This window comes from Streptomyces sp. NPDC001153 (assembly GCF_053598315.1).
In genome coordinates this window covers 20,060-44,613 of the sequence record NZ_JBSFJZ010000037.1, presented here as the reverse complement: position 1 = coordinate 44,613, position 24,554 = coordinate 20,060, and the positions used below count along the sequence as shown (strand labels likewise).

At 71.1% G+C, this 24,554-nt stretch carries 25 protein-coding genes and 1 pseudogene; 11 read left to right on the top strand and 15 right to left on the bottom strand.

Annotated elements, in window-relative coordinates; genetic code table 11:
- Window positions 1-152: 152 nt before the first annotated feature.
- The 4 genes from hpt to dacB all read right to left on the bottom strand — a co-directional run bounded on the left by hpt (window position 153) and on the right by dacB (window position 5,012).
- Window positions 153-713 carry a hypoxanthine phosphoribosyltransferase gene (gene hpt / locus ACWDEN_RS34250; protein ID WP_031165039.1) on the bottom strand — a complete coding sequence of 187 codons (561 nt, stop codon included), beginning with the start codon at window positions 711-713 and terminating at the stop codon, window positions 153-155.
- Window positions 714-803: 90 nt separating this feature from the next.
- On the bottom strand, window positions 804-1,931 hold the full coding sequence (gene tilS / locus ACWDEN_RS34245) for a tRNA lysidine(34) synthetase TilS (RefSeq protein WP_450861754.1): 1,128 nt from the start codon (window positions 1,929-1,931) through the stop codon (window positions 804-806).
- 190 nt (window positions 1,932-2,121) lie between these two features.
- A complete protein-coding gene (locus tag ACWDEN_RS34240) occupies window positions 2,122-3,255 on the bottom strand; it encodes a zinc-dependent metalloprotease (RefSeq protein ID WP_351611283.1) in 1,134 nt (377 codons plus the stop codon).
- 161 nt (window positions 3,256-3,416) lie between these two features.
- Window positions 3,417-5,012: a D-alanyl-D-alanine carboxypeptidase/D-alanyl-D-alanine endopeptidase gene (gene dacB, locus ACWDEN_RS34235; protein ID WP_450861752.1), complete on the bottom strand. Its 1,596-nt coding sequence runs from the start codon at window positions 5,010-5,012 to the stop codon at window positions 3,417-3,419.
- A 79-nt stretch (window positions 5,013-5,091) separates the two neighbouring features.
- Here dacB and ACWDEN_RS34230 point away from each other — a divergent pair, with 79 nt between their 5' ends.
- Together ACWDEN_RS34230 and ACWDEN_RS34225 are read left to right on the top strand one after the other, a co-directional pair.
- Window positions 5,092-5,583 (top strand): inorganic diphosphatase, encoded by a 492-nt coding sequence (locus ACWDEN_RS34230; protein WP_030342671.1) that lies wholly within the window; start codon window positions 5,092-5,094, stop codon window positions 5,581-5,583.
- A gap of 141 nt (window positions 5,584-5,724) precedes the next feature.
- Window positions 5,725-7,380 carry a threonine/serine ThrE exporter family protein gene (locus tag ACWDEN_RS34225; protein WP_450861749.1) on the top strand — a complete coding sequence of 552 codons (1,656 nt, stop codon included), beginning with the start codon at window positions 5,725-5,727 and terminating at the stop codon, window positions 7,378-7,380.
- A gap of 10 nt (window positions 7,381-7,390) precedes the next feature.
- Here the strand turns inward: ACWDEN_RS34225 and ACWDEN_RS34220 are convergent, their stop codons facing one another.
- Window positions 7,391-8,299, bottom strand: a complete 909-nt coding sequence (locus ACWDEN_RS34220) for a DedA family protein (RefSeq protein ID WP_351611273.1) — start codon at window positions 8,297-8,299, stop codon at window positions 7,391-7,393.
- A 166-nt stretch (window positions 8,300-8,465) separates the two neighbouring features.
- Here ACWDEN_RS34220 and ACWDEN_RS34215 point away from each other — a divergent pair, with 166 nt between their 5' ends.
- Window positions 8,466-8,831, top strand: a complete 366-nt coding sequence (locus ACWDEN_RS34215) for a YbjQ family protein (protein WP_351611270.1) — start codon at window positions 8,466-8,468, stop codon at window positions 8,829-8,831.
- Window positions 8,832-8,859: 28 nt separating this feature from the next.
- On the opposite strand, the gene ACWDEN_RS34210 is transcribed toward ACWDEN_RS34215, so the two are convergent.
- Window positions 8,860-9,627, bottom strand: a complete 768-nt coding sequence (locus ACWDEN_RS34210) for a MerR family transcriptional regulator (RefSeq protein WP_351611267.1) — start codon at window positions 9,625-9,627, stop codon at window positions 8,860-8,862.
- Window positions 9,628-9,740: 113 nt separating this feature from the next.
- On the opposite strand from ACWDEN_RS34210, the gene ACWDEN_RS34205 reads away from it, so the two are divergent.
- Window positions 9,741-11,027 carry an ion channel protein gene (locus ACWDEN_RS34205; protein WP_351611264.1) on the top strand — a complete coding sequence of 429 codons (1,287 nt, stop codon included), beginning with the start codon at window positions 9,741-9,743 and terminating at the stop codon, window positions 11,025-11,027.
- Window positions 11,028-11,056: 29 nt separating this feature from the next.
- On the top strand, window positions 11,057-12,466 hold the full coding sequence (locus ACWDEN_RS34200) for a glutamate decarboxylase (RefSeq protein ID WP_351611262.1): 1,410 nt from the start codon (window positions 11,057-11,059) through the stop codon (window positions 12,464-12,466).
- Window positions 12,467-12,484: 18 nt separating this feature from the next.
- On the opposite strand, the pseudogene ACWDEN_RS34195 reads toward ACWDEN_RS34200, so the two are convergent.
- The 4 genes and pseudogenes from ACWDEN_RS34195 to ACWDEN_RS34180 form a co-directional block, all read right to left on the bottom strand.
- Window positions 12,485-12,655: pseudogene (locus ACWDEN_RS34195) on the bottom strand (ABC transporter permease); the annotation flags it as partial.
- A gap of 48 nt (window positions 12,656-12,703) precedes the next feature.
- On the bottom strand, window positions 12,704-13,252 hold the full coding sequence (locus ACWDEN_RS34190; RefSeq protein ID WP_351611259.1) for a DinB family protein: 549 nt from the start codon (window positions 13,250-13,252) through the stop codon (window positions 12,704-12,706).
- A gap of 146 nt (window positions 13,253-13,398) precedes the next feature.
- Complete coding sequence (locus tag ACWDEN_RS34185; protein ID WP_351611256.1) at window positions 13,399-14,859, bottom strand: aldehyde dehydrogenase family protein; 1,461 nt, start codon at window positions 14,857-14,859, stop codon at window positions 13,399-13,401.
- Between the two features lie 92 nt (window positions 14,860-14,951).
- Window positions 14,952-15,776, bottom strand: coding sequence for a helix-turn-helix domain-containing protein (locus ACWDEN_RS34180; protein ID WP_351611311.1), 825 nt, complete (start codon window positions 15,774-15,776; stop codon window positions 14,952-14,954).
- A gap of 344 nt (window positions 15,777-16,120) precedes the next feature.
- On the opposite strand from ACWDEN_RS34180, the gene ACWDEN_RS34175 reads away from it, so the two are divergent.
- Entirely contained in the window at window positions 16,121-16,615 is a 495-nt protein-coding gene (locus tag ACWDEN_RS34175) for an ATP-binding protein (RefSeq protein WP_351611253.1), read from the top strand.
- A gap of 115 nt (window positions 16,616-16,730) precedes the next feature.
- Here ACWDEN_RS34175 and ACWDEN_RS34170 read toward each other — a convergent pair whose 3' ends face one another.
- The 4 genes from ACWDEN_RS34170 to ACWDEN_RS34155 all read right to left on the bottom strand — a co-directional run bounded on the left by ACWDEN_RS34170 (window position 16,731) and on the right by ACWDEN_RS34155 (window position 18,384).
- The gene (locus ACWDEN_RS34170) at window positions 16,731-17,000 is read right to left on the bottom strand and encodes a DUF397 domain-containing protein (protein WP_351611250.1); all 270 of its coding nucleotides are present in this window, start codon (window positions 16,998-17,000) and stop codon (window positions 16,731-16,733) included.
- Window positions 17,001-17,169: 169 nt separating this feature from the next.
- Window positions 17,170-17,649: an SRPBCC family protein gene (locus ACWDEN_RS34165; RefSeq protein WP_351611247.1), complete on the bottom strand. Its 480-nt coding sequence runs from the start codon at window positions 17,647-17,649 to the stop codon at window positions 17,170-17,172.
- Window positions 17,646-18,002 (bottom strand): ArsR/SmtB family transcription factor, encoded by a 357-nt coding sequence (locus tag ACWDEN_RS34160; RefSeq protein WP_450861744.1) that lies wholly within the window; start codon window positions 18,000-18,002, stop codon window positions 17,646-17,648. The genes ACWDEN_RS34165 and ACWDEN_RS34160 overlap by 4 nt, the downstream gene beginning before the upstream one ends.
- 7 nt (window positions 18,003-18,009) lie before the next feature.
- The gene (locus ACWDEN_RS34155) at window positions 18,010-18,384 is read right to left on the bottom strand and encodes a VOC family protein (RefSeq protein WP_450861742.1); all 375 of its coding nucleotides are present in this window, start codon (window positions 18,382-18,384) and stop codon (window positions 18,010-18,012) included.
- A 251-nt stretch (window positions 18,385-18,635) separates the two neighbouring features.
- On the opposite strand from ACWDEN_RS34155, the gene ACWDEN_RS34150 reads away from it, so the two are divergent.
- Both ACWDEN_RS34150 and ACWDEN_RS34145 read left to right on the top strand, forming a co-directional pair.
- Complete coding sequence (locus tag ACWDEN_RS34150) at window positions 18,636-19,109, top strand: hypothetical protein (RefSeq protein ID WP_351611239.1); 474 nt, start codon at window positions 18,636-18,638, stop codon at window positions 19,107-19,109.
- A 283-nt stretch (window positions 19,110-19,392) separates the two neighbouring features.
- Entirely contained in the window at window positions 19,393-19,908 is a 516-nt protein-coding gene (locus tag ACWDEN_RS34145; RefSeq protein WP_351611236.1) for a DUF4232 domain-containing protein, read from the top strand.
- A gap of 84 nt (window positions 19,909-19,992) precedes the next feature.
- Here ACWDEN_RS34145 and ACWDEN_RS34140 read toward each other — a convergent pair whose 3' ends face one another.
- On the bottom strand, window positions 19,993-21,102 hold the full coding sequence (locus ACWDEN_RS34140; RefSeq protein ID WP_351611233.1) for a DUF2786 domain-containing protein: 1,110 nt from the start codon (window positions 21,100-21,102) through the stop codon (window positions 19,993-19,995).
- 215 nt (window positions 21,103-21,317) lie between these two features.
- On the opposite strand from ACWDEN_RS34140, the gene ACWDEN_RS34135 reads away from it, so the two are divergent.
- From ACWDEN_RS34135 to ACWDEN_RS34125, 3 genes are all read left to right on the top strand, one after another.
- Window positions 21,318-21,944 carry a LysE family translocator gene (locus tag ACWDEN_RS34135; RefSeq protein WP_351611230.1) on the top strand — a complete coding sequence of 209 codons (627 nt, stop codon included), beginning with the start codon at window positions 21,318-21,320 and terminating at the stop codon, window positions 21,942-21,944.
- Between the two features lie 70 nt (window positions 21,945-22,014).
- On the top strand, window positions 22,015-22,779 hold the full coding sequence (locus ACWDEN_RS34130) for a Clp protease N-terminal domain-containing protein (protein ID WP_351611227.1): 765 nt from the start codon (window positions 22,015-22,017) through the stop codon (window positions 22,777-22,779).
- A gap of 48 nt (window positions 22,780-22,827) precedes the next feature.
- Window positions 22,828-24,528, top strand: coding sequence for a bifunctional 3'-5' exonuclease/DNA polymerase (locus ACWDEN_RS34125; protein WP_351611225.1), 1,701 nt, complete (start codon window positions 22,828-22,830; stop codon window positions 24,526-24,528).
- The last annotated feature ends 26 nt before the right edge of the window (window positions 24,529-24,554 follow it).

Genomic DNA, 24,554 nt, shown 5'->3' with positions numbered 1-24,554 from the left:
CGGTACCCCAGCGCGGTGGCCCGAAGCCGCACGAAGTTCGCTTCGGACCGCCGGGGAGCCCGTCTCTGCACGCTTCAACGGCCCGGAACCCGCCGGGGTTCCCGATCGTCCTACAAGGCTTGAGCCGAGTGGCTCACACCACGCGGTGCGGCTCAGCCGCCGTAGACGTGAGGCGCGAGCGTACCGACGAACGGCAGGTTCCGGTACTTCTCGGCGTAGTCGAGGCCGTACCCGACGACGAACTCGTTCGGGATGTCGAAGCCGACCCACTCGACGTCGATGGCGACCTTGGCGGCGTCCGGCTTGCGCAGCAGCGTGCACACCTTCAGCGAGGCGGGCTCGCGGGAGCCGAGGTTGTTGATCAGCCAGGACAGGGTCAGGCCGGAGTCGATGATGTCCTCGACGATCAGGACGTGCTTGCCCTTGATGTCGGTGTCGAGGTCCTTGAGGATCCGCACGACACCGGAGGACTGGGTGCCCGCGCCGTAGGAGGACACGGCCATCCAGTCCATGGTGACGGGGGTGGACAGCGCCCGGGCGAGGTCGGCCATGACCATCACCGCGCCCTTGAGGACGCCGACGATCAGCAGGTCCTTGCCCGCGTACTCCGCGTCGATCTTCGCGGCCAGCTCGGCCAGCTTCGCGTCGATCTCTTCCTTGGTGATGAGCACCTGCTGGAGGTCGGCACCCATGTCTTTCGCGTCCACCCGCATCACTTTCGGTCGTCCCGCACTTACGGCCGTAGGTCACGGCCACCGGCTGCCCGGACCGGCCGCCGGAGGGTCGCTCCGCGGGGCCTGGATTCAGCCTTGCCGAATCACCAGTCTGCCACCCTGCCGCTGGGCGACGACTTTGCCCGGGAGATTGATGGCTCCCTGACCGCGCCAGCCGGTGATCAGCCGGTCGACTTCCTCGATGTGGCGGGCGAACAGTGAACCGGCCGGGGCACCGGCCTCGATGGCGGCGCGGCGCAGGATGCGGCGGCGTACGGCGGGCGGGAGGGCGTAGAGCTTGGCGCACTCCAGCAGGCCTGCGGCGTCGCGTACGGAGGCCTCGGCGCGGCTGGCCCAGGCGTCGAGGGCGTCGGCGTCGTCGCGGGAGAGCTGGGCGGTGCGGGCGAGCGCCTCCACGACGCCTTTGCCGAGGGCCTTCTCCAGGGCGGGCAGGCCTTCGTGCCGCAGCCGGGAGCGGGTGTAGGAGGGGTCGGCGTTGTGAGGATCGTCCCAGACGGGGAGGGACTGGACCATGCAGGCCTTGCGGGCGGTCTGCCGGTCGAGCTCCAGGAAGGGGCGCCGGTAACGGCCGCCGGCCCCCGAGACCGCGGCCATGCCGGACAGGGAGCGGATGCCGGAGCCGCGGGCGAGGCCGAGCAGGACGGTTTCGGCCTGGTCGTCGCGGGTGTGGCCGAGCAGGACGGCGGTGGCGCCGTGGCGTTCGGCGACGGCGTCGAGGGCGGCGTAGCGGGCGTCGCGGGCGGCGGCTTCGGGTCCGCCGTCGCGGCCCACGGTCACGACGACGGACTCGACCGGGTCGAGGCCCAGTTCGCGCAGGCGCAGGACGACCTCGTCGGCGCGGAGGCCGGAGCCGGGCTGGAGGCCGTGGTCGACGGTGACGCCCCCGGCGCGGATGCCGAGCTTGGGCGCTTCGAAGGCGAGGGCGGAGGCGAGGGCCATGGAGTCGGCGCCGCCGGAGCACGCGACGAGCACGAGCGGGGAGGGGAGCCGCTCGGCTGTCCGGTCCGGGTGCGTGGCGACGGCCTGCCGGCCGGGCTCGCCGGAGGTCTGCCGGCCGAGCTCGCCGTAGGGCTGCCGGCCGAGCTCGCCGTAGGGCTGCCGGCCCGGGCCGCCGGAGGTGTGGTGGTCGTTGAGGATGTCGTGGAGGACGCGGCGGACCGCCAGGCGTATCGCCGCGACCGCAGGATGGGGACCCATGTCCGGTTCCCTTCATGAAGTTTTCGGGGGTGAGCCCGAGTCGGTCACTCAGAGTGTGTAGATGGTGACAGAAGCGGGCGGTTCCCCGAGCATTGCACGCCTACGCATGCCCCACGGTCCCTCGGACGGGTGATTGGAGGGGCGTTCGCCTGCCGTCGGCCGGATTCTGTTCACGACGTGTCCATGCCGTTCACGACTCGGCCTTGCGGTGCACCCGCGCGACCCAGTCCGCCGGTTTGGCGATCTCCGCCTTGGTGGGCAGGGTGTTGGGCGAGGTCCACACGCGGTTGAAGCCGTCGATGCCGACCTGCTCGACGACGGCCCGGACGAACCGTTCGCCGTCCCGGTACTGCCTCAGTTTGGCATCCAGACCGAGCAGCTTGCGCAGGGCGAGGTCGAGGCGGGAGGCACCCTTGGCGCGGCGCTGCTGGAACTTCTCGCGGATCTCCGCCACGGTCGGTACGACGCTGGGGCCGACACCGTCCATGACGTAGTCGGCGTGGCCCTCCAGCAGGGACATCACGGCGGTGAGGCGGGCGAGGATCTCGCGCTGGGCGGGGGTCTGCACCAGCTCCACGAAGGAGCGGCCGCCGTCCTCCTCCTCGCCCTCGGGGCGGCCTCCGGCGAGAGACTGGGCGGCTTCCCTGATGCGCTCCAGGAAGGTCATCGGGTCGACGTCGGTCTCCGCCAAGAACGACTGGATTTCGCCCTCCAGATGGTCGCGCAGCCAGGGCACGGCCGTGAACTGGGTGCGGTGCGTCTCCTCGTGCAGGCACACCCACAGGCGGAAGTCATGCGGCTGGACGTCGAGTTCGCGCTCGACGTGGACGATGTTCGGCGCGACGAGGAGGAGCCGGCCGCCGCCGTTCTCGCCGGCCGGGAGGTCGCGGGTGGCGGGGGCGAAGGTCTCGTACTGGCCTAGGACGCGCGAGGACAGGAACGACAGCAGCATGCCCAGTTCCACGCCGGTGACCTTGCCGCCGACGGTGCCGAGGACCGCGCTGCCGGGGCTGCCGGCGCGCCGTTCCTGCATCTTTTCCAGCAGCGGCCTGAGGATCTCGCGGAAACCGGCGACGTTGGCGCGGACCCATCCGGGGCGGTCGACCACCAGGACGGGGGTGTCGTGGACCTCGTCGAGGCCCATACGAGTGAAGCCCCGGACGTGTTCCTCCGAGGCTTTGGCGTGCCGGCGCAGCTCCGCGACGACGGCGCGGGCCTCGTCGCGGCTGACGTCGGGGCCCGGTCGTACGAGCCGTGTCGCGGTCGCCACCGCGAGGTTCCAGTCGACCATCCCGGGAGATGCTGTGCCACCGAAGCCAGTCATGCCGTCAACCGTACGGGACCGCTCCCGCTTGGGGCAGGCCGTGACGGGCTGGCGGGGGCCGGGGCGTTGAGCGGGCACCCGATGGTGTCGGCGCGTACGACGGTGCGGCCGGCCGGGTGTGGGTACGGCGGCGCGGCCGGGCCCACGGCAGTCGGCAGGAGTCACCGGCAACCGCAGGCCGCCAGCGCCGTGGCCGTTTTGTCCAGGGCCGATTCGGCCTCCACGGGGTCCGTCGTGCCGGAGGCCATGAAGGCGAAGGCCAGCAGGCGGCCGTCGGCGTCGACGACCGTGCCGGCGAGGGTGTTCACGCCGGTCAGGGTGCCGGTCTTGGCGCGTACGACGCCTGCCGCGCTGTCGGTGTAGCGGTCGGCCAGGGTGCCGGTGAAGCCGGCCACGGGCAGGCCGGTGAGGACGGGGCGCAGGCCGGGGCGGCCGGGGTCGCCGGCCGTGACCAGGAGGGCGGTGAGGAGGTCGGCGGTGAGCCGGTCGTCGCGGTCGAGTCCGCTGCCGTCGTGGAAGGAGGCGCCGGACATCGGCAGGCCGAGCTTGGTCAGCCGGGCGGAGATCGCCTTGGCGCCGCCGTCGAAGCTGCCGGGTTCGCCGCTTGTGAGGGCGGTCTGGCGGGCCAGGGCCTCGGCGATGTCGTTGTCGCTGTTGGTCAGCATGCGCTCGACCACGTCGGACAGCGGGGGCGAGGAGACCGTGGCGAGGGTCTGCGCGCGCGTGCTGGCCTTGGAGGGGCCGGGGGACGTGGTGGTGATGCCGGCGTCCTTCAGGAAGCCCGCGAACTTGCCCGCCGCGTCCTTCGCCGGATCGCTCACGCGGGGCGCCGGGCCGCTGCTGGAACCGTCGGTGCGGCCTTCGTCGGCGATCAGGGCGCTGACCGGCGCGAGGTTGTCGTTGACGCCGATGGGGTGCAGGGCGGGGCCGGAGTACAGGGTCGTGTCGTAGGAGAGCGTGACCTTGCGGATGCCGCGCTTGTGGAGCGCCTCGGCGGTGTTCACCGCCAGCTCGCGCAGGTCGGCCCAGCCTCCCGCGGCCTTCCCGCGGGCGGTGAGGGTGGGGTCGCCGCCGCCGACCAGGACGAGTTCGCCGGTGTCGGGTTCGAGGGCGGCGCGGGTGGTGAAGCGGTGGTCGGGACCCAGGGCGGACAGGGCTGCGACGGCGGTGGCGATCTTGGTGGTGGAGGCGGGGGTGAGGGCCTTGCCGGCGTCGGTGCCGTACAGGCGCTTGCCGCTGGCCACGTCGACGACGGCGGCCGCGTGGGTGCCGCCCAGCGCGGAGGCGCCCAGGAGGGGCTTCAGGACGTCGGAGAGCGCCTTTCCATCCGGTGCGGCCTTCTTGGTGTCGACGGCGCTCGTCGTGCCGTCCAGGCCCACCAGGACGGGTTCGGCGCTGGGCGCGGGCCGGGGCAGCCCCGCCGTCGTATCCGACCGGCCGTGATCTGCGCCACCTGTCCGCTCCAGGGCGGCGGCCCGGTCCCGCTCGGCCGTACGCTGACCGTTGGCGTCCCAGGGGCCGGCCGCGGTCACCACGCCGGCGGCCAGCACCAGGCCGGCGGTGGCGGCGCCCGCGGTGTACTGCCAGGTCTGCACGGCCCGTGGCCGCGGCAGGTGCAGGGCCAGGGCCCGTGTCAACCGCGCGACCCGCGGCCTCGCGGCCGCCCCGGCCCGCTCCAGACGCGGTCGTACGGCGTTCGCGATCCGCTCCACCCGCGGTCTCGCGGCCCGCCAAGGCCTCAGCTCTGGCACGACCACCAGCCCCTTTCGCGATCACACACCTGCGTGAGGGACACTTAATCACCAGAACTATGTGCTGATCATGGAGGAGCCACCGGTGGAGTTCGACGTCACGATCGAGATCCCGAAGGGTTCGCGCAACAAGTACGAGGTGGACCACGAGACCGGTCGGATCCGCCTGGACCGTCGCCTCTTCACCTCGACCGCCTACCCGACCGACTACGGCTTCGTCGAGAACACCCTCGGCGAGGACGGCGACCCGCTGGACGCGCTGGTCATCCTGGACGAGCCGACCTTCCCGGGCTGCCTCATCCGCTGCCGCGCGATCGGCATGTTCCGCATGACGGACGAGGCGGGCGGCGACGACAAGCTGCTGTGCGTTCCGGCCACCGACCCGCGCGTGGAGCACCTGCGGGACATTCACCACGTGTCGGAGTTCGACCGCCTGGAGATCCAGCACTTCTTCGAGGTGTACAAGGACCTGGAGCCCGGCAAGTCCGTCGAGGGTGCCAACTGGGTGGGCCGCACGGACGCCGAGGTGGAGATCGAGCGGTCGTACAAGCGCTTCAAGGAGCAGGGCGGCCACTGAGCCCTGAGCCCCTTTCTTCTCGCTGACGGGCCGTACGCGCACGCGTGCGGCCTGTTCGCGTCCACGCACGCGTACGGACCGCCGGGGCACCTGTGCGCATACTGAGCCGTACGGAAGGTGTCGTTCAGGGAGCGGTGCGAGGTGTCGGAGGCGGAGGACCGCAAGCCCCGGTCGGACGAGGCGCGGTACGACCCGGAGATCACGTCCGAGTTCGCCATTCCGGAGGGCATCGAGGTCTCCGAGGGCGGTGGTGAGCCGGAGACCACCTCGGAGTTCGTCCTGCCGAAGGGCCTGGAGACACCGCAGTCGCCGAGTGCCGAGCCGGAGGGGTCGGCGTTCAGCACACCAAGCGCCTACAGCGCCAAGGACGCCCTGACGGCGTTCACCCCGGCCGCCGGCGTTCCGCTGGTCAGTCTGGTCAAGGACGCGCCCTGGCAGGACCGGATGCGCACGATGCTGCGCATGCCGGTGGCCGAGCGGCCCGCGCCGGAGCCGGTGCAGCGCGCCGAGGAGGAGGGCCCGGCCGTCCCCCGCGTGCTGGACCTGACCCTGCGCATCGGTGAGCTGCTGCTGGCCGGCGGCGAGGGGGCGGAGGACGTGGAGGCCGCGATGTTCGCGGTGTGCCGCTCCTACGGCCTGGACCGCTGCGAGCCGAACGTCACCTTCACGCTGCTGTCGATCTCGCACCAGCCGTCGCTGGTGGATGACCCGGTGACGGCCTCGCGGACCGTACGGCGGCGGGGCACGGACTACACCCGGCTCGCGGCCGTGTTCCGGCTGGTGGACGACCTGACCGACCCGGAGACCCATGTCTCCCTGGAGGAGGCCTACCGGCGGCTGGCGGAGATCCGCCGCAACCGGCACCCCTACCCCGGCTGGGCGCTGACCCTGGCCAGCGGGCTGCTGGCGGGTGCGGCGTCCGTGCTGGTCGGCGGTGACCTCATCGTGTTCGTCGCGGCGGCCGTCGGCGCGATGCTCGGCGACCGGCTGGCCTGGCTGTGCGCGGGGCGCGGGCTGCCGGAGTTCTACCAGTTCACGGTGGCCGCGATGCCGCCCGCGGCGATCGGGGTCGCGTTCGCGCTCGCGCACGCCGACGTGAAGGCGTCCGCCGTCGTCACCGGTGGACTGTTCGCGCTGCTGCCCGGGCGGGCGCTGGTGGCGGGCGTGCAGGACGGTCTGACCGGCTTCTACATCACCGCGTCGGCCCGTCTGCTGGAGGTCCTGTACTTCTTCGTGGGCATCGTCGCCGGTGTGCTGGTCGTCCTGTACTTCGGGGTGAAGCTCGGCGGCAAGCTCAACCCGGACGCGGCGCTCGTCATCGACGAACGGCCGCTGATCCAGATCGCGGCCTCCATGCTGCTGTCGCTGACCTTCGCGGTGCTGCTCCAGCAGGAACGGTCCACCGTGCTGTGGGTGACCCTCAACGGAGGCGTGGCCTGGACCGTGTACGGCGCGATGCACTACGTCGCCGGCATCTCGCCGGTGGCGTCCACGGCCGTGGCGGCGGGGCTGGTGGGCCTGTTCGGACAGCTGCTGTCGCGCTACCGGTTCGCGTCGGCGCTGCCCTATACGACGGCGGCGATCGGCCCATTGCTGCCTGGCTCCGCCACGTATTTCGGGCTGCTGAACATGGCCCAGAACGAGGTGAACAAGGGGCTGGTGTCGCTGGCCAACGCGGCGTCGCTGGCCATGGCCATCGCCATCGGGGTCAATCTGGGCTCGGAGGTCTTCCGGTTGTTCCTGAGGGTGGGGTCGGTCGGGAAGCGGCGGGCCGCGAAGAGGACCAGGGGGTTCTGAGCGGCCGCTTCTACTGCGGGCGGTAGTCGTACGGGTACTGGTGCTGCTGCTGGTACTGGTGCTGCTGCGGGTCGTACTGCTGCTGCGGGTACTGCTGCTGGTCGTAGCCCTGGTTCCAGTACTGCTCCTGCTGGTTCCAGTCCTGCTGCTGGGGCTGCTGGTACGGCTGCTGCTCGTACTGGTTGCCGTAGTGCTGCTCGTACGGCTGGTCCGGCTCGATGCGGCGCAGCTGGGTCGTCGCGGTGTCCATGGCCGGCGGAGCCGGGCGGGACGCCTCCGGTGTCGCCTGCGCGGCCTTCTTCCCCTTGCCGCGGGCCCGGAGGAACTCGATCGCGATCGGGACCACGGAGACGAGGACGATCAGGATGAGGATCGCCTCGATGTTGTTCTTGACGAAGCCGATGTTGCCGAGCCAGGAGCCGAGCAGGGTGACGCCCGCTCCCCACAGGGTGCCGCCGATGACGTTGAAGATGAGGAACGAGCGGTACTTCATGCCGCTGACGCCGGCGATGATCGGCGTGAACGTGCGCACGATCGGTACGAAGCGGGCCAGGACCAGCGACTTCGGGCCGTACTTCTCGAAGAACTCGTGCGCCTTGGTGACGTTCTCCTGCTTGAACAGGCGGGAGTCCGGGCGGTTGAACAGGGACGGGCCGACCTTCTTGCCGAACATGTAGCCCGCCTGGTCGCCGAGGATCGCGGCGAGGCAGATCAGGCCGATCGCACCCCACAGCGGGAAGTCCAGCTGGTTCGACGTGATCAGCAGGCCGCAGGTGAACAGCAGCGAATCACCCGGCAGGAAGAAGCCGATGAGCAGGCCGGACTCGGCGAAGACGACGAGCAGCAGGCCCCAGATGCCGTAGGTGCCCAGCAGATGGTTGGGATCGAGCCAGCTCGGGCCGAGGGCGAGTGTCATCACGGGTCCGGGCTCCTGAGGGGGTGAAGGCGGCTACGGCTGCTGGTCTTCGGCGAAGTGCCGCACAAAGCGAAGTGCCGCACAACGCTATCAACGTGATGTGACCGCCCCAGGTTCCAGCGGTGTCCCCGGGATGCACTGTGGGATGACTGGGAGAAAGCTGTGACTCATGGGACTCGATGACTACGGCGGCGGCCAGGGGCCCCAGCCGGACGTGCTGGTCGTGACGACGAACGACGTGCCCGGATACCGGGTGCAGCAGGTGATCGGCGAGGTCTTCGGACTCACCGTGCGCTCGCGGCACCTCGGCAGCCAGATCGGCGCCGGACTGAAGTCGATGATCGGCGGCGAGCTGAGGGGGCTCACCAAGACGCTCGTGCAGACCCGCAACCAGGCCATGGAGCGCCTGGTGGAGCAGGCACGCGCGCGTGGCGCCAATGCCGTGCTGGCGTTCCGGTTCGACGTGACCGAGGCCGCGGACGTGGGCACCGAGGTGTGCGCCTACGGCACGGCGGTGGTCCTGGCCCGGGAGTGAACCCCGCGCACTCCCGGGCCGGGCGCGGTCAGGAGGTCCGACGGTCGGCGTTGGCGAGGATCGCGTCGCGCAGGTGCTCGGCGACACCGGGTCCCATGGCGTCGTAGTACGCCTTGAAGCGCTCGTCGGAGACGTACATCTGCCCGAAGCACCGGTGCATCTCGTACGGGACCTCGAAGTACCACCTGTTCATGTGCTGGCGGTGCTCCTCCGCCATGTCCATGGCGGTCTCGTCGGACGGCTGCTCGCCCGCGGCGACCAGGGCGGCGTACCGCTCCTGCCAGTCGTCGACCTCGGCCTTGATCCGCTTCCAGTCCTCCTTGGTGTAGCGCGCGGCGCGGCGCTGGGACTCGGCCCAGGCCTCGGTGTTGCCCCAGCGCTGCTCCGCCTCCTCGGCGTACTCCTCGTTGAAGGGGTCCTTGTCCCCGAACACCTCGAACCGTTCCTCCGGGGTGAGGTTGATGCCCATCTTGCGTGCCTCCATGGCGTGCTCCACGGCCGCGGCCATCCTCTGGAGCTTCTCGATCCGGGCGGTCAGCAGTTCGTGCCGGCGGCGCAGGTGCGCGCGCGGGTCCACGTCCGGGTCGTCGAGCAGGACCGCGACCTCGTCGAGCGGGAAGCCGAGCTCCCGGTAGAACAGGATCTGCTGGAGCCGGTCGAGGTCGGCGTCGGTGTAGCGCCGGTGGCCGGCGTACGTGCGCTCGCCGGGCACCAGCAGGCCGATCTCGTCGTAGTGGTGCAGGGTGCGCACCGTGACTCCGGCGAACCCCGCGACCTGTCCCACGGAGTAGCTCACTTTTCCGCTCCTTCGGTCGGTACGCCGTCCACGCTGAGGCCTCACGCCACGTGAGGTGCAAGCCGGATTTCCTTCGGGATGTTGTGTCTGTTTTGTCCGTTTATGGTGAGCCCGTGGCCCAGGAGACCGCGCAGCAGGCGCCGACGACCGCTCACACGGCCCCGGCACGGGCCCTGCTGCCGCTCATCCTGCCCGCCGCGGCCGTGGGCGTCGTGGCCAGCCTGGTCTACGTCGGCGTGAGCGTGGCGGCCGAGCAGCTCCAGCGCGTGCTGTGGGGGCCCCTTCCGGACGCGCTCGGGGTGGGCCGGTACTCGGTGCTGTGGATGTTCGTCATGCTCGTGGCGACCGGCATCGCCGTCGGGCTGGTGGTCTGGAAGGTCCCCGGCCACGCCGGTCCCGACCCGGCCACGCTCGGCCTGGACGCCCCGGTGCTGCCGCCCGTCGTGCTGCCGGGTCTGGTGCTGGCGACCGGCCTGATGCTGGCCGGCGGCCCGAGCCTCGGCCCGGAGAACCCGATCATCGCCGCGAACGTGGGCCTCGCGGCCTGGCTCGGCGGGCGCTTTCTGCCCCGGGCGCCGGGCACCCTGTGGCCGGCGCTGGCCGAGGCGGCGACGATCGGCGCGCTGTTCGGTACGCCGGTGGCGGCCGCGCTGGTCATCTCGGAGGCCATGGCCGGACGGCCGATGCGCGGCCGGCTGTGGGACAACGTGTTCGCCCCGCTGACCGCCGGCGCGTTCGGGGCCCTGACGACCACCCTGGTGTTCCATCCGACCTTCGACCTGGGCCTGCCGCCCATGGGGCACCCGCACGCGAAGGACCTCCTGGCGGCGCTCGTGATCGCCTCGGGGGCAGCCGTGCTCGGCATGAGCGCCGTGTACGCCTTCCCCTACGTCCACAAGGCCTTCCGGCGGCTGCGGCATCCGATGCTGATGCTTCCGGCCGGCGGGGTCGTCCTGGGCGCTCTCGCGGCCGTGGGCGGGCATCTGACGCTCTTCAAGGGGCTGGCCGAGATCGCGGAGCTGGCGCACGGCCCGGAGGGCTGGTCGGCCGGGCAGTTCGCCACGATGGCGGTCGTGAAGCTGGCCGCGCTGCTCGTCGCCGCGTCCTGCGGCTTCCGCGGCGGCCGTATCTTCCCGGCCGTGTTCGTCGGCACCGCCCTGGGACTGTGCGCCCACGCGGTCGTTCCGGCCGTGCACCCGGCGCTGGGCGTGGCGACGGCCGTCCTGGGCATCCTTCTGGCGATCACCCGGCAGGGCTGGGTGAGCCTGTTCACCGCTGCCGTCCTAGTCGCGTCGCCCGACATCCTCGCCGTGCTGTGCATCGCCTCGCTGCCGGCCTGGCTGCTGGTCACCGGGCGACCGCAGATGCAACTCCGGGACGACAGCACCCCGATCCGCTGAGTCGCCGAGCACTACCTGGAGGCACGTTCATGGCCCTGCACAAAGGTCCCGAGAAGCAGCACCAGCAGCGAGTGATGTCGGTCAACCCGTTCTACGGCGAGGCCAATCCGGTCGGCGGCATGACCGAGGCCCCGCCGACCCACCGGCTCCCGGACGCGCCGCTGGCCCCGTCCACGGCGTACCAGCTGGTGCACGACGAGCTGATGCTGGACGGCAACTCCCGGCTGAATCTCGCCACGTTCGTCACCACCTGGATGGAGCCGCAGGCCGGGGTGCTGATGGCGGAGTGCCGGGACAAGAACATGATCGACAAGGACGAGTACCCGCGCACCGCCGAGCTGGAACGGCGCTGTGTGGCCATGCTCGCCGACCTGTGGAACGCGCCGGATCCGGCTGCCGCGGTGGGCTGTTCGACGACCGGGTCGAGCGAGGCCTGCATGCTCGCCGGGATGGCCCTCAAGCGACGGTGGGCCAGGCGCAACGCCGACCGGTACCCGGGCGCCCGCCCCAACCTGGTGATGGGCATCAACGTCCAGGTGTGCTGGGAGAAGTTCTGCAACTTCTGGGAGGTGGAGGCCCGGCTCGTACCCATGGAGGGCGACCGCTTCCACCTGGACCCGCAGGCCGCCGTCGAGCTGTGCGACGAGAACACCATCGGCGTCGTCGGCATCCTCGGCTCGACGTTCGACGGCTCCTACGAGCCGATCGCCGACCTGTGCGCCGCCCTGGACGGCCTCCAGGAGCGCACCGGGCTGGACGTCCCGGTGCACGTGGACGGCGCGTCCGGCGCCATGGTGGCGCCCTTCCTGGACCCGGACCTGGAGTGGGACTTCCGTCTCCCGCGCGTGGCGTCCATCAACACCTCCGGGCACAAGTACGGGCTGGTGTACCCGGGCGTCGGCTGGGCACTGTGGCGGGACGCGGAGGCGCTGCCCGAGGAGCTCGTCTTCCGGGTCAACTACCTGGGCGGCGACATGCCGACCTTCGCGCTGAACTTCTCCCGGCCCGGCGCGCAGGTGGTCGCGCAGTACTACAGCTTCCTGCGTTTGGGCCGCGAGGGGTACCGCGCGGTGCAGCAGTCGACGCGGGACGTGGCGACCTCGCTGGCGGACGGGATCGCGGAGCTCGGCGACTTCCGGCTGCTCACACGCGGCGACCAGCTGCCGGTGTTCGCCCTGACCACGGCCGACGACGTCACGTCCTACGACGTCTTCGACGTCTCCCGGCGGCTGCGCGAGGGCGGCTGGCTGGTGCCCGCGTACACCTTCCCGGCGAACCGGGAGGACCTGTCCGTGCTGCGGGTCGTGTGCCGCAACGGCTTCTCCCGCGACCTGGCCGACCTGTTCCTGGACGACCTGACCCGCCTGCTGCCCGAACTGCGCCGGCAGCCGCATCCGCTGACCCGGGACAAGGAGGCGGCCACCGGTTTCCACCACTGACGGAAGCGGTGCGCGCTGACGTCCCAGGCGCGCGAACCTCCGTACCGCCGACGGGAAGAGGACCGCCGGCAGGGCGAGGGGCCGGAGCACGCCCGGCCAGATGTGGCCCGGTTCGCCGCCGGGGCTGCCCAGGAGGTCGCGTACGGCCGTCGCCGTCTGGGACAGGGGTCCCTGCACGGCCGTGCCGAGGGCTGACATGCGGTCCAGGTCGTTGCCGTACGACCGACCGCCCCGCCGTCACCCCCAGGAGCCGCCCTGCTCCTGGGCCACCAGCTCGAAGGCCGTCCTGCCGTCCAGGGACTCGCGGATGATGTCGGCGTGGCCCGCGTGCCGGGCCGTCTCGCGGATCAGGTGCAGACACAGCCAGCGCAGCGAGACCCGGCCCTGCGGCGGGAACCAGGGGTCCGGCGGCAGCGGGAAGGTGTCGTCCAGGCTCGGCACGGAGCGGATGTACTTCTCCGTCTCGGCGGCGACCTGCTCCCAGTACGCCAGCTGCGAGGCGACCGTCTCCTCGCCGACCAGCTGGAAGCTCTCGTGCCAGTTCGACTCGTCGCGCGTGACGGCCGGGGGTTCCTGCTTGGCCCGTGCGATCCAGATCTGCTCGACCTCGGCGACGTGCTTGAGCAGGCCGCCGAGCGACAGCTCGCTGGCGCTGGGCTGGGAGCGGGCCTGCTCCTCGGTCAGCCCGAGCAGGGCCCGGCGGATCCCGCCGCGCTGCTCCTCGATGAACGCGAGCAGCGCCCCGCGCTCGTCGCCCTGCGCCTCCGCCGGTACGTGCCTGACCATGGCCGGCCGCCTTTCATCACCGTCGCCGGGGCCCTTCGCCCCCTGACACCGATGACGCTACGGGCCATTGCGGTCAGATGCTGTCCGCAATGGCCCGCCCGTCACGAAAAGCTGGGCCGGAAAAAGGCCGGCCGGAGAAAGGCCGACTAGAACGGGAAGCCGCTGCGGCCGTGCTGGACCGAGATCCACTTGACGGTCGTGAACGCCTCCATCGTCGTCTCGCCGTTGAGGCGGCCGATGCCGGAGTGCTTCTCGCCGCCGAACGGCACGATCGGCTCGTCGTGGACCGTGCCGTCGTTCACATGGAACATGCCGGTGTCGATCTGCTTGGCGAAGGCCACACCCCGCTCGATGTCACCCGTGTGGACGGCGCCGCTGAGGCCGTACGGGGTGTCGTTGACGATGCGCAGCGCCTCCTCCTCGCCGTCGAACGGGATGAGGAAGGCGACCGGGCCGAACACCTCCTGCTGGAGCAGCGCGGAGTCGGCGGGGAGGCCGGTGAGCACGCTCGGCTCGACCAGGTTGCCGGAGGTCGTGCCGCGCACGAGCGCGGTGGCACCCTCGGCGACCGCCTGCTCGACGGCGCCGGAGATCGCGTTCGCCTGCTGGGAGTTGATCACCGGGCCGATGACGGTCTGCGGGTCGCGCGGGTCGCCGACCTTCAGCGACTTCACCTTGGCGACGAACTTCGCGGTGAACTCCTCGGCGACGGACGCGTCCACGAGGACCCGGTTGGCGGCCATGCAGACCTGGCCCTGGTGGACGAACCGGCTGAAGACCGCCGCGTCCACGGCGTAGTCGATGTCGGCGTCGTCCAGGACCACCAGCGCGCTGTTGCCGCCGAGTTCGAGCACCGAGCGCTTGAAGTTCGCGGCGCAGACGGTCGCCACGTGCCGGCCGACCTTGTCGGAGCCGGTGAAGGAGATGACCTTCGGCACCGGGTGCTCGATGAACGCGTCGCCGATCTCGGCGATGTCGGTGACCACGACGTTGAGCAGGCCGCCGGGCAGCCCGGCCTCCTCGAAGAGCTTCGCGATCAGAGTGCCGCCGGTGATCGGGGTGTTCTGGTGCGGCTTGAGGACGACGGCGTTGCCGAGCGCGAGCGCCGGGGCGACCGACTTGATCGACAGCAGGAAGGGGAAGTTGAAGGGGCTGATCACGCCCACGACGCCGACCGGCACCCGGTAGACGCGGTTCTCCTTGCCGTCGGCCGGGGAGGGCAGGATCTTGCCCTCGGGGCGCAGCGCCAGGTGGATCGACTCGCGCAGGAACTCCTTGGCGAGGTGCAGCTCGAAACCGGCCTTCACGCGCGTGCCGCCGAGTTCCGCGATGATCAGGTCGGCTATCTCCTGCTCACGGTCCTCTATGAGCCGAAGCACCCGCTCGAAGACCGCGCGGCGGGCATAGGGGTTGGTCTCGGCCCACTTCTTCTGGGCACGTGCGGCGGCCCGGTAGGCCTGGTCGACCTCGTCCACCGTGGCCACCGTGATCGAGGCCAGCTTCTCGTCGTCGTAGGGATTGAAGTCGATGACGTCCCAGGAGCCGCTGCCCGGTCGCCATTCTCCGTCGATGTACTGCTGGGCCAGATCGCTGAAGTAGGACGACATGTGATCCCTCAATCACTAGCGGAGCCAGATCCTGGTCACGGTCTGATCGCACGTCATCGTACTTGCGTTTCAAGCGAGTTGGAGGGGGGTCCTCAGGACAGCTGAAGCAGTCCCCGGAGCAGATCCCGGCTCTCGTCGGCACCCGGGCTGTCCTGCTGCAGCTCCTTCAGGGCCTGCTCGTACTGGGCGACGTCCTCGCGCTTGTCGAGATACAGGGCGCTGGTCAGCTGCTCCATGTAGACGACGTCGGACAGATCGGCGTCGGGGAAGCTGAGGATGGTGAAGGCGCCGCTCTCACCGGAGTGCCCGCCGAAGCCGAACGGCATGACCTGCAGCCGCACGTTGGGCCGCTCGGAGATCTCGATCAGGTGCTGGAGCTGACCGCGCATCACGTCGCGGCCGCCGTAGGGGCGGCGCAGGGCGGCCTCGTCGAGGACGAAGTGGAACTCGGGGGCGCGGTCCGCGAGCAGGTGCTTCTGCCGCTCCAGGCGCAGGGCGACCCGGCGTTCGACGTCGGCGGGGCTCGCGCCCTTCATGCCGCGCCGGACCACCGCGCGGGCATAGTCCTCTGTCTGGAGCAGGCCGTGGACGAACTGCACCTCGTAGACACGGATGAGGGACGCGGCGCCCTCCAGGCCCACATAGGTGGGGAACCAGGTGGGCAGGACGTCGGTGTAACTGTGCCACCAGCCGGCCACGTTGGCCTCCCGGGCGAGGGAGAGCAACGACTCGCGCTCCACCTCGTCCGTGATGCCGTACAGCGTCAGCAGGTCTTCCACGTCCCTGGTCTTGAAGCTCACCCGGCCCAGCTCCATCCGGCTGATCTTCGACTCGGAGGCGCGGATGGAGTACCCCGCCGCCTCGCGTGTGATGCCGCGCGCTTCCCGCAGTCGCCTGAGTTGCGAGCCGAGCAGCATCCGCCGCACCACCGATCCGGGCTCTCCCGCGCTCACGTTCGCCAGCCTCCCCAACCGTCCTCAGGGCCCGCAGTCTGCCACTAAAACACTTCGAGCAGTACTCGTCCGGTTACGGAAACGGAAAGAGGCGGGCCGTTTCCGCCTGCGTGTGACCGGGAAGAGGTCAGGACCTCTGAAGACAACCGCTGGAAGATGGCGGAAAAAATGGCCAAGAAGCGGTACGGTCAGGGCCATTTCGGTCGCGTGCACGTGCATCTGCCCTTGCATCTGCTCTGCGCATCCGAAACCATGGTGCCGCGCCACCGCTGCATCGCAACGACCGCGAATTCCCGGGAGTGCCTCGCATGGGAACGAATGGATCGACCATGCTCAAGCCGTTACGGCAGGGCCTTCCGCCGCTGGATCCCGCGGCCGTGTCCGATGCCGCCTCCTGCGCCCTGCCCGCCCGCTACGAGGCGGTGCGCGAGGCCAGGCGCTTCACCCGGGGCACCCTCGACCAGTGGGACGTCGGCGAGCGCTTCGACGACATATGCCTCGTCGTCTCCGAACTCGTCACCAACGCCCTGCGCCACGCCCTGCCGTCCGACCCGGGGTGCATCGAGCACCAGCCCTCGGTACGGCTGCACCTGATGCGCTGGACCGAGCGGCTGGTGTGCGCGGTGCGCGACCCGAGCCATGAGTCCCCGACGCCGCGCGACTCGGACGACTTCTCCGCCGAGTCCGGGCGCGGGCTGTTCCTGGTCGACTCCTTCGCCGACAGCTGGGGCTGGCACCCGCTCGCGGGGACGCTCGAGGGCAAGGTGGTCTGGGCGCTGTTCCGGCTCCAGCCGGCCGGCTGACGCGGTACGGCACCTACGGACGCGCGGTTTCTACGCGCGTCGCGCTCCGTCCACGACCCCGTCCGACATCGTTGCCAGGGGGCCACCGAGGGGCGCCTCCCGCCGCCTCGCGCTCTCAGCTCACTATCAGGTGGTCGAACTCGCCGTCCTTGACGCCGAGGAGCATGGCCTCGATCTCCGCGCGCGTGTAGACGAGCGCCGGGCCGTCCGGGAAACGCGAGTTGCGTACGGCGACGTCACCGCCGGGCAACCGCGCGAACTCCACGCAGGAACCCTGCGAGTTGCTGTGCCGGCTCTTCTGCCAGGCCACTCCGTCCAGCTGCGCGGCAGCCATGCCGTTGTACACGTCGTACCCCCCGTACACGCCGTCAACGTCGCGGTCCACAGGTCGCTCCCCGGTGGTGCACTGGCTGTGTGGCCATAGATGCTGTAGTCAACTGACCCGGATCATAACCCTGTTCACATGCAGATGCATGAGCAAATGCACGTGCACGGGCAGTGTTCCCGTGATTACAGGCTTGACGTTCGCTTTACCCACCCGGGAGGCGCCTGTGTCAGCCAAGCTGTTCCAGCGCCTGCCCCAGAGCAGGCAGGACATGCCCCCGCCAACCCCCGTCCATGATCTTGCGTGCCATCAGCTGAGCCGGATCGTCCGGATCGAAACCTTCGTGCACCAGAAAGAGACGCGTACCGCGCCCTTCCTGTTCCAGGGTCCAGGTGATGGTCCAGTCCGCGGGATTGGCCGGATCGGCGTCGGCCCAGCGGACGGACAGCATCCGTTCGATGTCGTAGGCCAGCACCCGCACCTCCACGACCCCGGAGAAGCGGGCGTTGGGCCGCGGGACCGAGGTCATCCGGTACCGGTGACCGACCTCCAGCCGGAAGCCCTCCGCGCCGGGCATCTGCCACTGGGCGAGCAGTCCGGGGTCGGTCAGCGCGCGCCAGACCTTGGCGGGCGGGTGCGGGAAGAACTGGTCGACGCGGATGGTGGTCAGATCGTCCGCGTCGTGGTCACTGCCGGGTTCGGTGCTCATGGCTGGTCATCGTCGGGCAGACGGTCGAGCAGGTCGCCCAGGCCCTTCAGCCGGTCGCGCCAGAACCGCTCGTACGGGTGGAGCCAGTCCTGCACGTCGGCGAGGGGAGCCGCCTCGAGGCGGTAGATGCGCTGCCGCCCTGAGCGCTGTTCGGAGACGAGGCCGGCCTCCCGGAGCACCTTGAGGTGTTCCGAGAGGCTCGGGCGGCGCATGTCGAAGTGGTCGGCCAGGGCCTGGACGGGCTGTGGTCCGCGCTCACGCAGCAGCCGCAGCACCTCGCGGCGCGTGGCGTTGGCGAGCGCGGCGAAGACGCGGTCCTCGGCGGCCGTGCCCGTCCCGGTCCCAGTGCTCATGGTGCGCTCAGAAGCCTTCCTTCTCCGTCAGCAGCATCAGACCGTTGCCGTCGGGGTCCGCGAAGGAGGCCATGCGCCCCCACGGGTACTCCTCCGGACCCTGCACCTCGATGCCCGCCCCGGCGAGCCGCGCGCAGTCGGCGTCGACATCGGTCGTCACCAACATGATCCCCCGTGCCGAACCGGGCTCGAAACCGCCCATGCCGGGCCCCGAGAGCGTGAAGACGGTCTGCGCACCCTTCGGCGCGACCTGGAGCCAGCGCCCGGGCGGCATCTGCAGATCGGCGGTGACCTCGAAACCGAGGACGTCCCGGTAGAAGCGCAGGGCACGGTCCTGGTCGGCGACGGGGAGGGTGACGAAGGCGGCGTGAGTGATGTTCATGGCAACGACAATAGGTAGGTGATTCCCTACTAGTCAAGCGTAGGAAATCTCCTACCTGTGTGGCATGAGCAGGCTCACAACGGATTCCTGTGCGGCGTCCGGAAGTCCGCCCGGTCACTGCTGGTAGCTTGCTGCGGGCCGTCCGGCCGAGGACGGCCGGCCGCTAACAGCTTGGGAGCTTTCCGGTGACTACTGCGACTGGTGCGACTGGTGCTGCGACTGCCCTGCCTGCAAGGGTGCGGACCGCGATCGTGGCAGCAGGTCTGGCGGGCGCGCTCGCGGCGCTGACCGCGTGCAGCGGGGGCGGGGGCGACGGCGACAAGACCGCCGCCAAGACGACGCCGAGCGCGACCGCGTCGCCCTCCTCGTCGGCCTCCTCCTCGGCCGCCGGAGCGGAGGCCGGGGCCTCCGGCAAGCTCCAGGGCAGCTGGATCACCACGAGCGGCGGCAAGATCGTGGCCCTGGTGATCACCGGCAAGAAGGCCGGGCTCTTCGTGACCGGCCGGAAGGCCTGGTGCCAGGGTGCCGCGGGCAAGGAGTCCGGGATGCAGATGATCCATCTGACCTGCCCCGACGGCAACACGGACCGGGTCACGGGCATGGTCGACTCCGTGGACGCCAAGGGCATGACGGTGAGCTGGTCGGGCAGCACCGGCAAGGAGACGTACACCAAGGCGGAGGGCGGCAAGCTGCCTTCGACGCTGCCGACCAAGCTGAAGCGGTGAGTAGCTGTGCTGCTGTGCACCTGTGCAAGGGAGCAGCGCGGCGCGGCGGGGCGGTGAAGCAGTGCGTTGACGCGGTGCGTTGACGCGGGGACAGGTGCGGGCCCGCAGTGACGGGTGCGGGCCCGCAGTGACGGGTGCGGGTCCGGAGCGACGGGCGCGGGAGGCGCGGGTCCGGTGGGAAGCGCCACCTGAAGCGGTGATTCCGCTGGGGGTGGGGCAACCGGGCGCGAGCGCAGGCGCCATGATGCAGGGGCACCGTCACAACCTCGATGGGACCTGCCTCATGCGCGCCATTCCGCTCACCGTCACGGCCCTCGCCGCCGCCATGCTGCTCACCGCCTGCAACGGCGGCGGGAGCAAGAGCGCCGGCAAGAACGGCTCGGCCTGCGAGATCGGCGGGGTCTCCGTGCAGATCGGGTCCGCGAGCGTGGCGCCGAAGGCCGGGGACACGGGTGAGATCCCGGTCAGCATCACCAACCAGAGCAAGCCCTGCACCCTGGACCACTTTCCGGGGGTCGCCCTGAGCGCCGGCAGCACCGAGGCCAACGTACCGGCCCTCAGGGGCGCCAAGGCCCAGAAGCTGAAGCTCGCCAAGGGCGACTCGGCGTCCTTCACGATTGCCTATGTGCGCGGCAAGGCGGGCGACAAGACCGCGCTGGACGCCAAGAGCGTGAAGATCACCCTGCCCGGCACCACCGCCTCCCAGAGCTTCCCCTGGTCGTACGGCCCCGTCGCCCCCCAGACCGGCGGCACCGGCCCGAACGCCTCCGTGACCGCCTTCCAGCAGGTCGGCGACTGAGCGGTACGGCAGGCTGGGGCGGGTGCCCTCACGGCTGCGGGGCGGCTTCGCATGCGGGCGGACCGACGTCGGCTTCGGGTGGGTTCACTCAAGCCTTGGGCGGGTCCTGACCTGCGCCTGGTTCGCCGCTCGTGCGCCCTCCGTCCACCCGGCCGCGTCGCTCACCCCGCGCAGGCGGGTGGTGGTGGTCTCGGGGAACATGCGCTCCAGCCGGTCGGTAACGGCTATCTCCCTGGTGGCCAGGACAGGCAGCAGGTCCTGGCCGACCTGGGTCTCGGCGGCGGCCGCGAGCCGGTCGCCGATCCGGTGGGCGTAGGCGGCCAGGAACGACTGCCGGAAGGCCTTCGTCCGTTTCCGCCCGCCGGCTCTCTGCGCGGCCTCCGCCTTGGTCATCGCGTGCGTGGCCTGCACCAGCAGCGAGGTGTAGAGCAGTTCGACCGCCTCCAGGTCCGCCTCGAAGCCGACGACCGTGGAGAAGCCGAGCGGTTCGTTCCACACCGCGCGGCAGTTGTTCGCACCGGCCACGGCGTCGAGCAGGACCGCCTTGGCCTGTTCGTACGGCGGCTCGAGCCCGATCCGGCAGGCGCCGGGCGCGTCCGGCGCGGGCGCCTCGGCGGCGAGCAGCGCCTCGTCGACACTGTGCCGCGCCATCAGCTCCTGCGCCTTGGCGCTGAGCGCCTCCGCCTCCTCCGGATACCCGGTCGCCTCGGCCTTGGCGAGCAGCGCGCGGATCCGGGCCGGCATCCGGGAGGCAGCCTGACCGGGGGCACGCCGGGACTCCTCCTCCAGGGGTTCCAGGGCGGGCAGGCGCAGCAGCAGGCGATAGAGCTCCAGCGCGGTCGTGGCCTGGGAGAAGCGGTCGGACTCGCGGGCCGGGCCCTCGGGCAGCTCCGCCAGCTGGGCGACCCAGCGGCGCCCGCGCGGGCGGTCCCGCCCGGCCTGCGCACGGATCAGGGCGCCGGCCAGGCGCACATGCACGTCCTCCAGCTCGCGCCGCACCAGCCGTACGACATCGGCGGGCTGCCAGCCACGCCGCCAGGCCGTCGCCACGAACTCCTCGCCGCGCCGGGCGAGTTCGGCATCCGCGGCGGGGTCGGCGGCGAGCAGGGAGGCACCGGTGTCGAGACCGGTGTCGGTGTCGTCGTAGAGGGCGGCCCCGAAGGCCCTCTCGACCGTGCTGGCAGTGCTGGTCACACCGTCGATCGTGCCATGCCCCACCGACAGCGGACCGGGCTTTGTCCACAGGCTGTGGATGAAGAGGTGGCGGGGGACGCACAAGACAGTGGTCGAGACCAAGGTAGTTGCCACCGGCCCTCACCACCGCCAACTCATGGACCACTTGGCCGGCGGTTCGTCTCAGTCCCCGGAATTCCGCCACGCGCGCGTGGGCGCGGGCCAAGCATGGCGGCATGGTGGACACGTCTCTCTACGCGGCGTTCCTGATCGCCGCTTTCGCGCTCTGCGTCACTCCCGGTCCCGACATGATGTTCATCGTCGCGGTGGGCGGCCGGGGCGGCCCCCTGACGGGAATGGCGGCCGCCGTCGGGGTCGCCTGCGCCATGCTCGTGCACACGGTCGCCGCGGCGCTCGGTCTGTCGGCCCTGTTCCTGACCCTGCCGACGCTCTACGAGGCGCTGCACTGGGCGGGCGCGGCCTACCTGCTGTTCCTCGCGGTCAAGGCGTTCCGGGGCGACGGCGGCCCGGTCGAGGCGGAGGCGGCACCGGGCAACGGGCGCCGGCGCGCGTTCTGGCGGGGCGCCGTCACCAACCTCCTCAACCCGAAGGTGATCCTCTTCAACGTCTCCTTTCTGCCGCAGTTCGTGAACCCCGCCCTGGGGCACGTGCGCGAGCAGTTCCTCGTCCTGGGCTGCACGATCACGGTGATGGGCGTGGTGGTGGACGGCTCGGTCGGCCTGCTCTCCGGCAAGCTCGCCTCGCTGCTGCGGCGCAGCCGGCGCCTCGCCCGGGGCCTGGACTACTTCAGCGGGACGGTGTTCGCCGGCCTCGCGGTGCGCCTGGCGGCCGCTCCGAAGTGACCGGCGACCACATCCGAAATGGTGTCAACCATCGGTTGACAGTCAGAGGGGCGCAACCTACGGTTGACGCATGGCGACCAACCCGAACATCACGGCATCCGTACGCCTCGACGACCTCATCGAGGCCATCAAGAAGGCCCACCACCAGCCCCTCGAACAGCTCCAGGACGCGGTGATCGCCGCCGACCACCTCGGTGACGTGGCCGACCATCTGATCGGTCACTTCGTCGACCAGGCCCGGCGCTCCGGCGCGTCCTGGACCGAGATCGGCCGGAGCATGGGCGTCACCCGGCAGGCGGCGCAGAAGCGGTTCGTACCGAAGGAGTCCGCCGAACTCGACGCCGGCGACTTCAGCCGCTACACCCCGCGCGCGCGGAACGTGGTCATCGCCGCGCACAACGAGGCGGTGGCCGCCCGCAACCCCGAGGGCCGCCCCGAGCACCTGGTCCTCGGACTGCTGGCCGAGCCCGAGGGCATCGCCGCGAAGGCGATCACCGCGCAGGGCGTCCCGCTGGACGCCGTGCGGCAGGCCGCGACCGCCGCGCTCCCGCCCGCCGCGGACGACGCTCCCGACCTCGTCCCCTACGGCCCCGACGCCAAGAAGGCACTGGAACTCACCTTCCGCGAGGCCCTCCGGCTCGGCCACAACTACATCGGCACCGAGCACATCCTGCTGGCGCTCCTGGAGCAGGAGAACGGCCAGGGCGTCCTGAGCGGCCTCGGTATCACCAAGGCCGCGACGGAGGAGCACCTGGCCGAGGTGCTGTCGCTGCTGCTGGAGCAGACGAAGGCGGCGGCCGCCGGGACGGACGACCCGACCGCCTCACAGGACTGAAACCGCAGGTCAGGGCGATTGTCAGACCCGGCTGCCACACTCGCAGTCATGACCGACCGGTGGGCGCTCGCACCGGCCGAGGACACGGGCGTGGACGTCGCCCCCCTCGGCCCGGACGGCCTGCCCACCGGGCCGGTGCGGCGGGAGAGCGATCTCGCCCAGGCGGTGCGGAGCCGCCCGGAGGTGACGCGCTGGGTGTGGCGGTCCACCCCCGAGGTCTACCCGCGTCTGCTCGCCACGGGGGTGCGAGTGGAGCGGTGCTACGACATCGAGGACGCCGAGACACTCCTGCTGGGTCACGAGGGCCGGTACGGCGAGCCACGCTCGGCCGCCGCCGCCCTGGCCCGCCTCCGCGGCGGCCCCGTACCGCCCGACCCGCCCCAGCGCTCGGCCGAACCGGGCGCCCAGTCCCCGCTGTTCGAGCCCACGGGCACCCGCCTGCCCCTGACCGACCTCCTCGCGGTCTACGCCGAGCAGCTGCGGCGGCACGAGCGGACCGCCCACCCCGACCGGATGCGCCTGCTGACCGCCGCCGAGTCGGCCGGCATGCTGGTGGCCGCCGAGATGAACCACGCGGGCCTGCCGTGGAGCGCCGAGGTCCACCGCCGCCTGCTGCACGACCTGCTGGGCGAGCGGTACGCGGGCGGCGGCGAACCGCGCCGCCTCGCCGAGCTGGCCGACGAGGTCTCCGCCGCTTTCGGCCGCCGCGTCCGCCCCGACCTGCCCGCCGACGTGATCAAGGCCTTCGCCCAGGCGGGGATCAAGGTGAAGTCCACCCGCCGATGGGAGATCCAGTCCCTCGACCACCCGGCCGTCGGACCCCTGCTGGAGTACAAGAAGCTGTACCGCATCTGGGTGGCACACGGCTGGTCCTGGCTGCAGGACTGGGTTCGCGACGGCCGCTTCCGCCCCGAGTTCCTCGCCGGCGGCACGGTCACCGGACGCTGGGTGACCAACGGCGGAGGCGGGCTGCAGATCCCCAGGGTGATCCGCCGGGCCGTGGTCGCCGATCCCGGCTGGCGGCTGGTGGTGGCCGACGCCGACCAGATGGAGCCGCGCGTGCTCGCCGCCATCTCCCGCGACCCCGGCCTGATGGAGGTCGCCGGCCGCGAGAGCGACCTCTACCAGTCCGTGTCCGACCGCGCCTTCTCCGGTGACCGCGACCAGGCCAAGGTCGCCGTCCTGGGCGCGATCTACGGCCAGACCTCGGGCGACGGTCTGAAGAACCTGGCCGCCCTGCGCCGCCGCTTCCCTAAGGCCGTCGCCTACGTCGACGAGGCGGCCCGCGCGGGCGAGGAGGGCCGGCTCGTGCGCACCTGGCTGGGCCGGACCTGCCCGCCGGCCGCCGGTGCCGGCGAGGACACGGCGGGAGAGGCGGGCATCCCGATCGCCGACGACGACACCGAGACGCAGGCCGACGGCCAGACCGCCTGGGTCCCCGGCTACGCCTCCAGCAACTCCCGGGCGCGGGGCCGCTTCGCGCGGAACTTCGTCGTCCAGGGCAGCGCAGCCGACTGGGCCCTGCTGATGCTCGCCGGGCTCCGCCGGGCCTGCGCGGACCTCAGGGCGGAGCTGGTGTTCTTCCAGCACGACGAGGTGATCGTGCACTGCCCCGCCGAGGAGGCCGAGACGGTCGCCCAGGCCATCCGCGCCTCCGCCGACCTCGCCGGCCGGCTGACCTTCGGCGAGACACCGGTGCGGTTCCCGTTCACGACAGCGGTGGTGGAGTGCTATGCCGACGCCAAGTGAGCGCCGCCCGAGCGCACTTCGGTCAC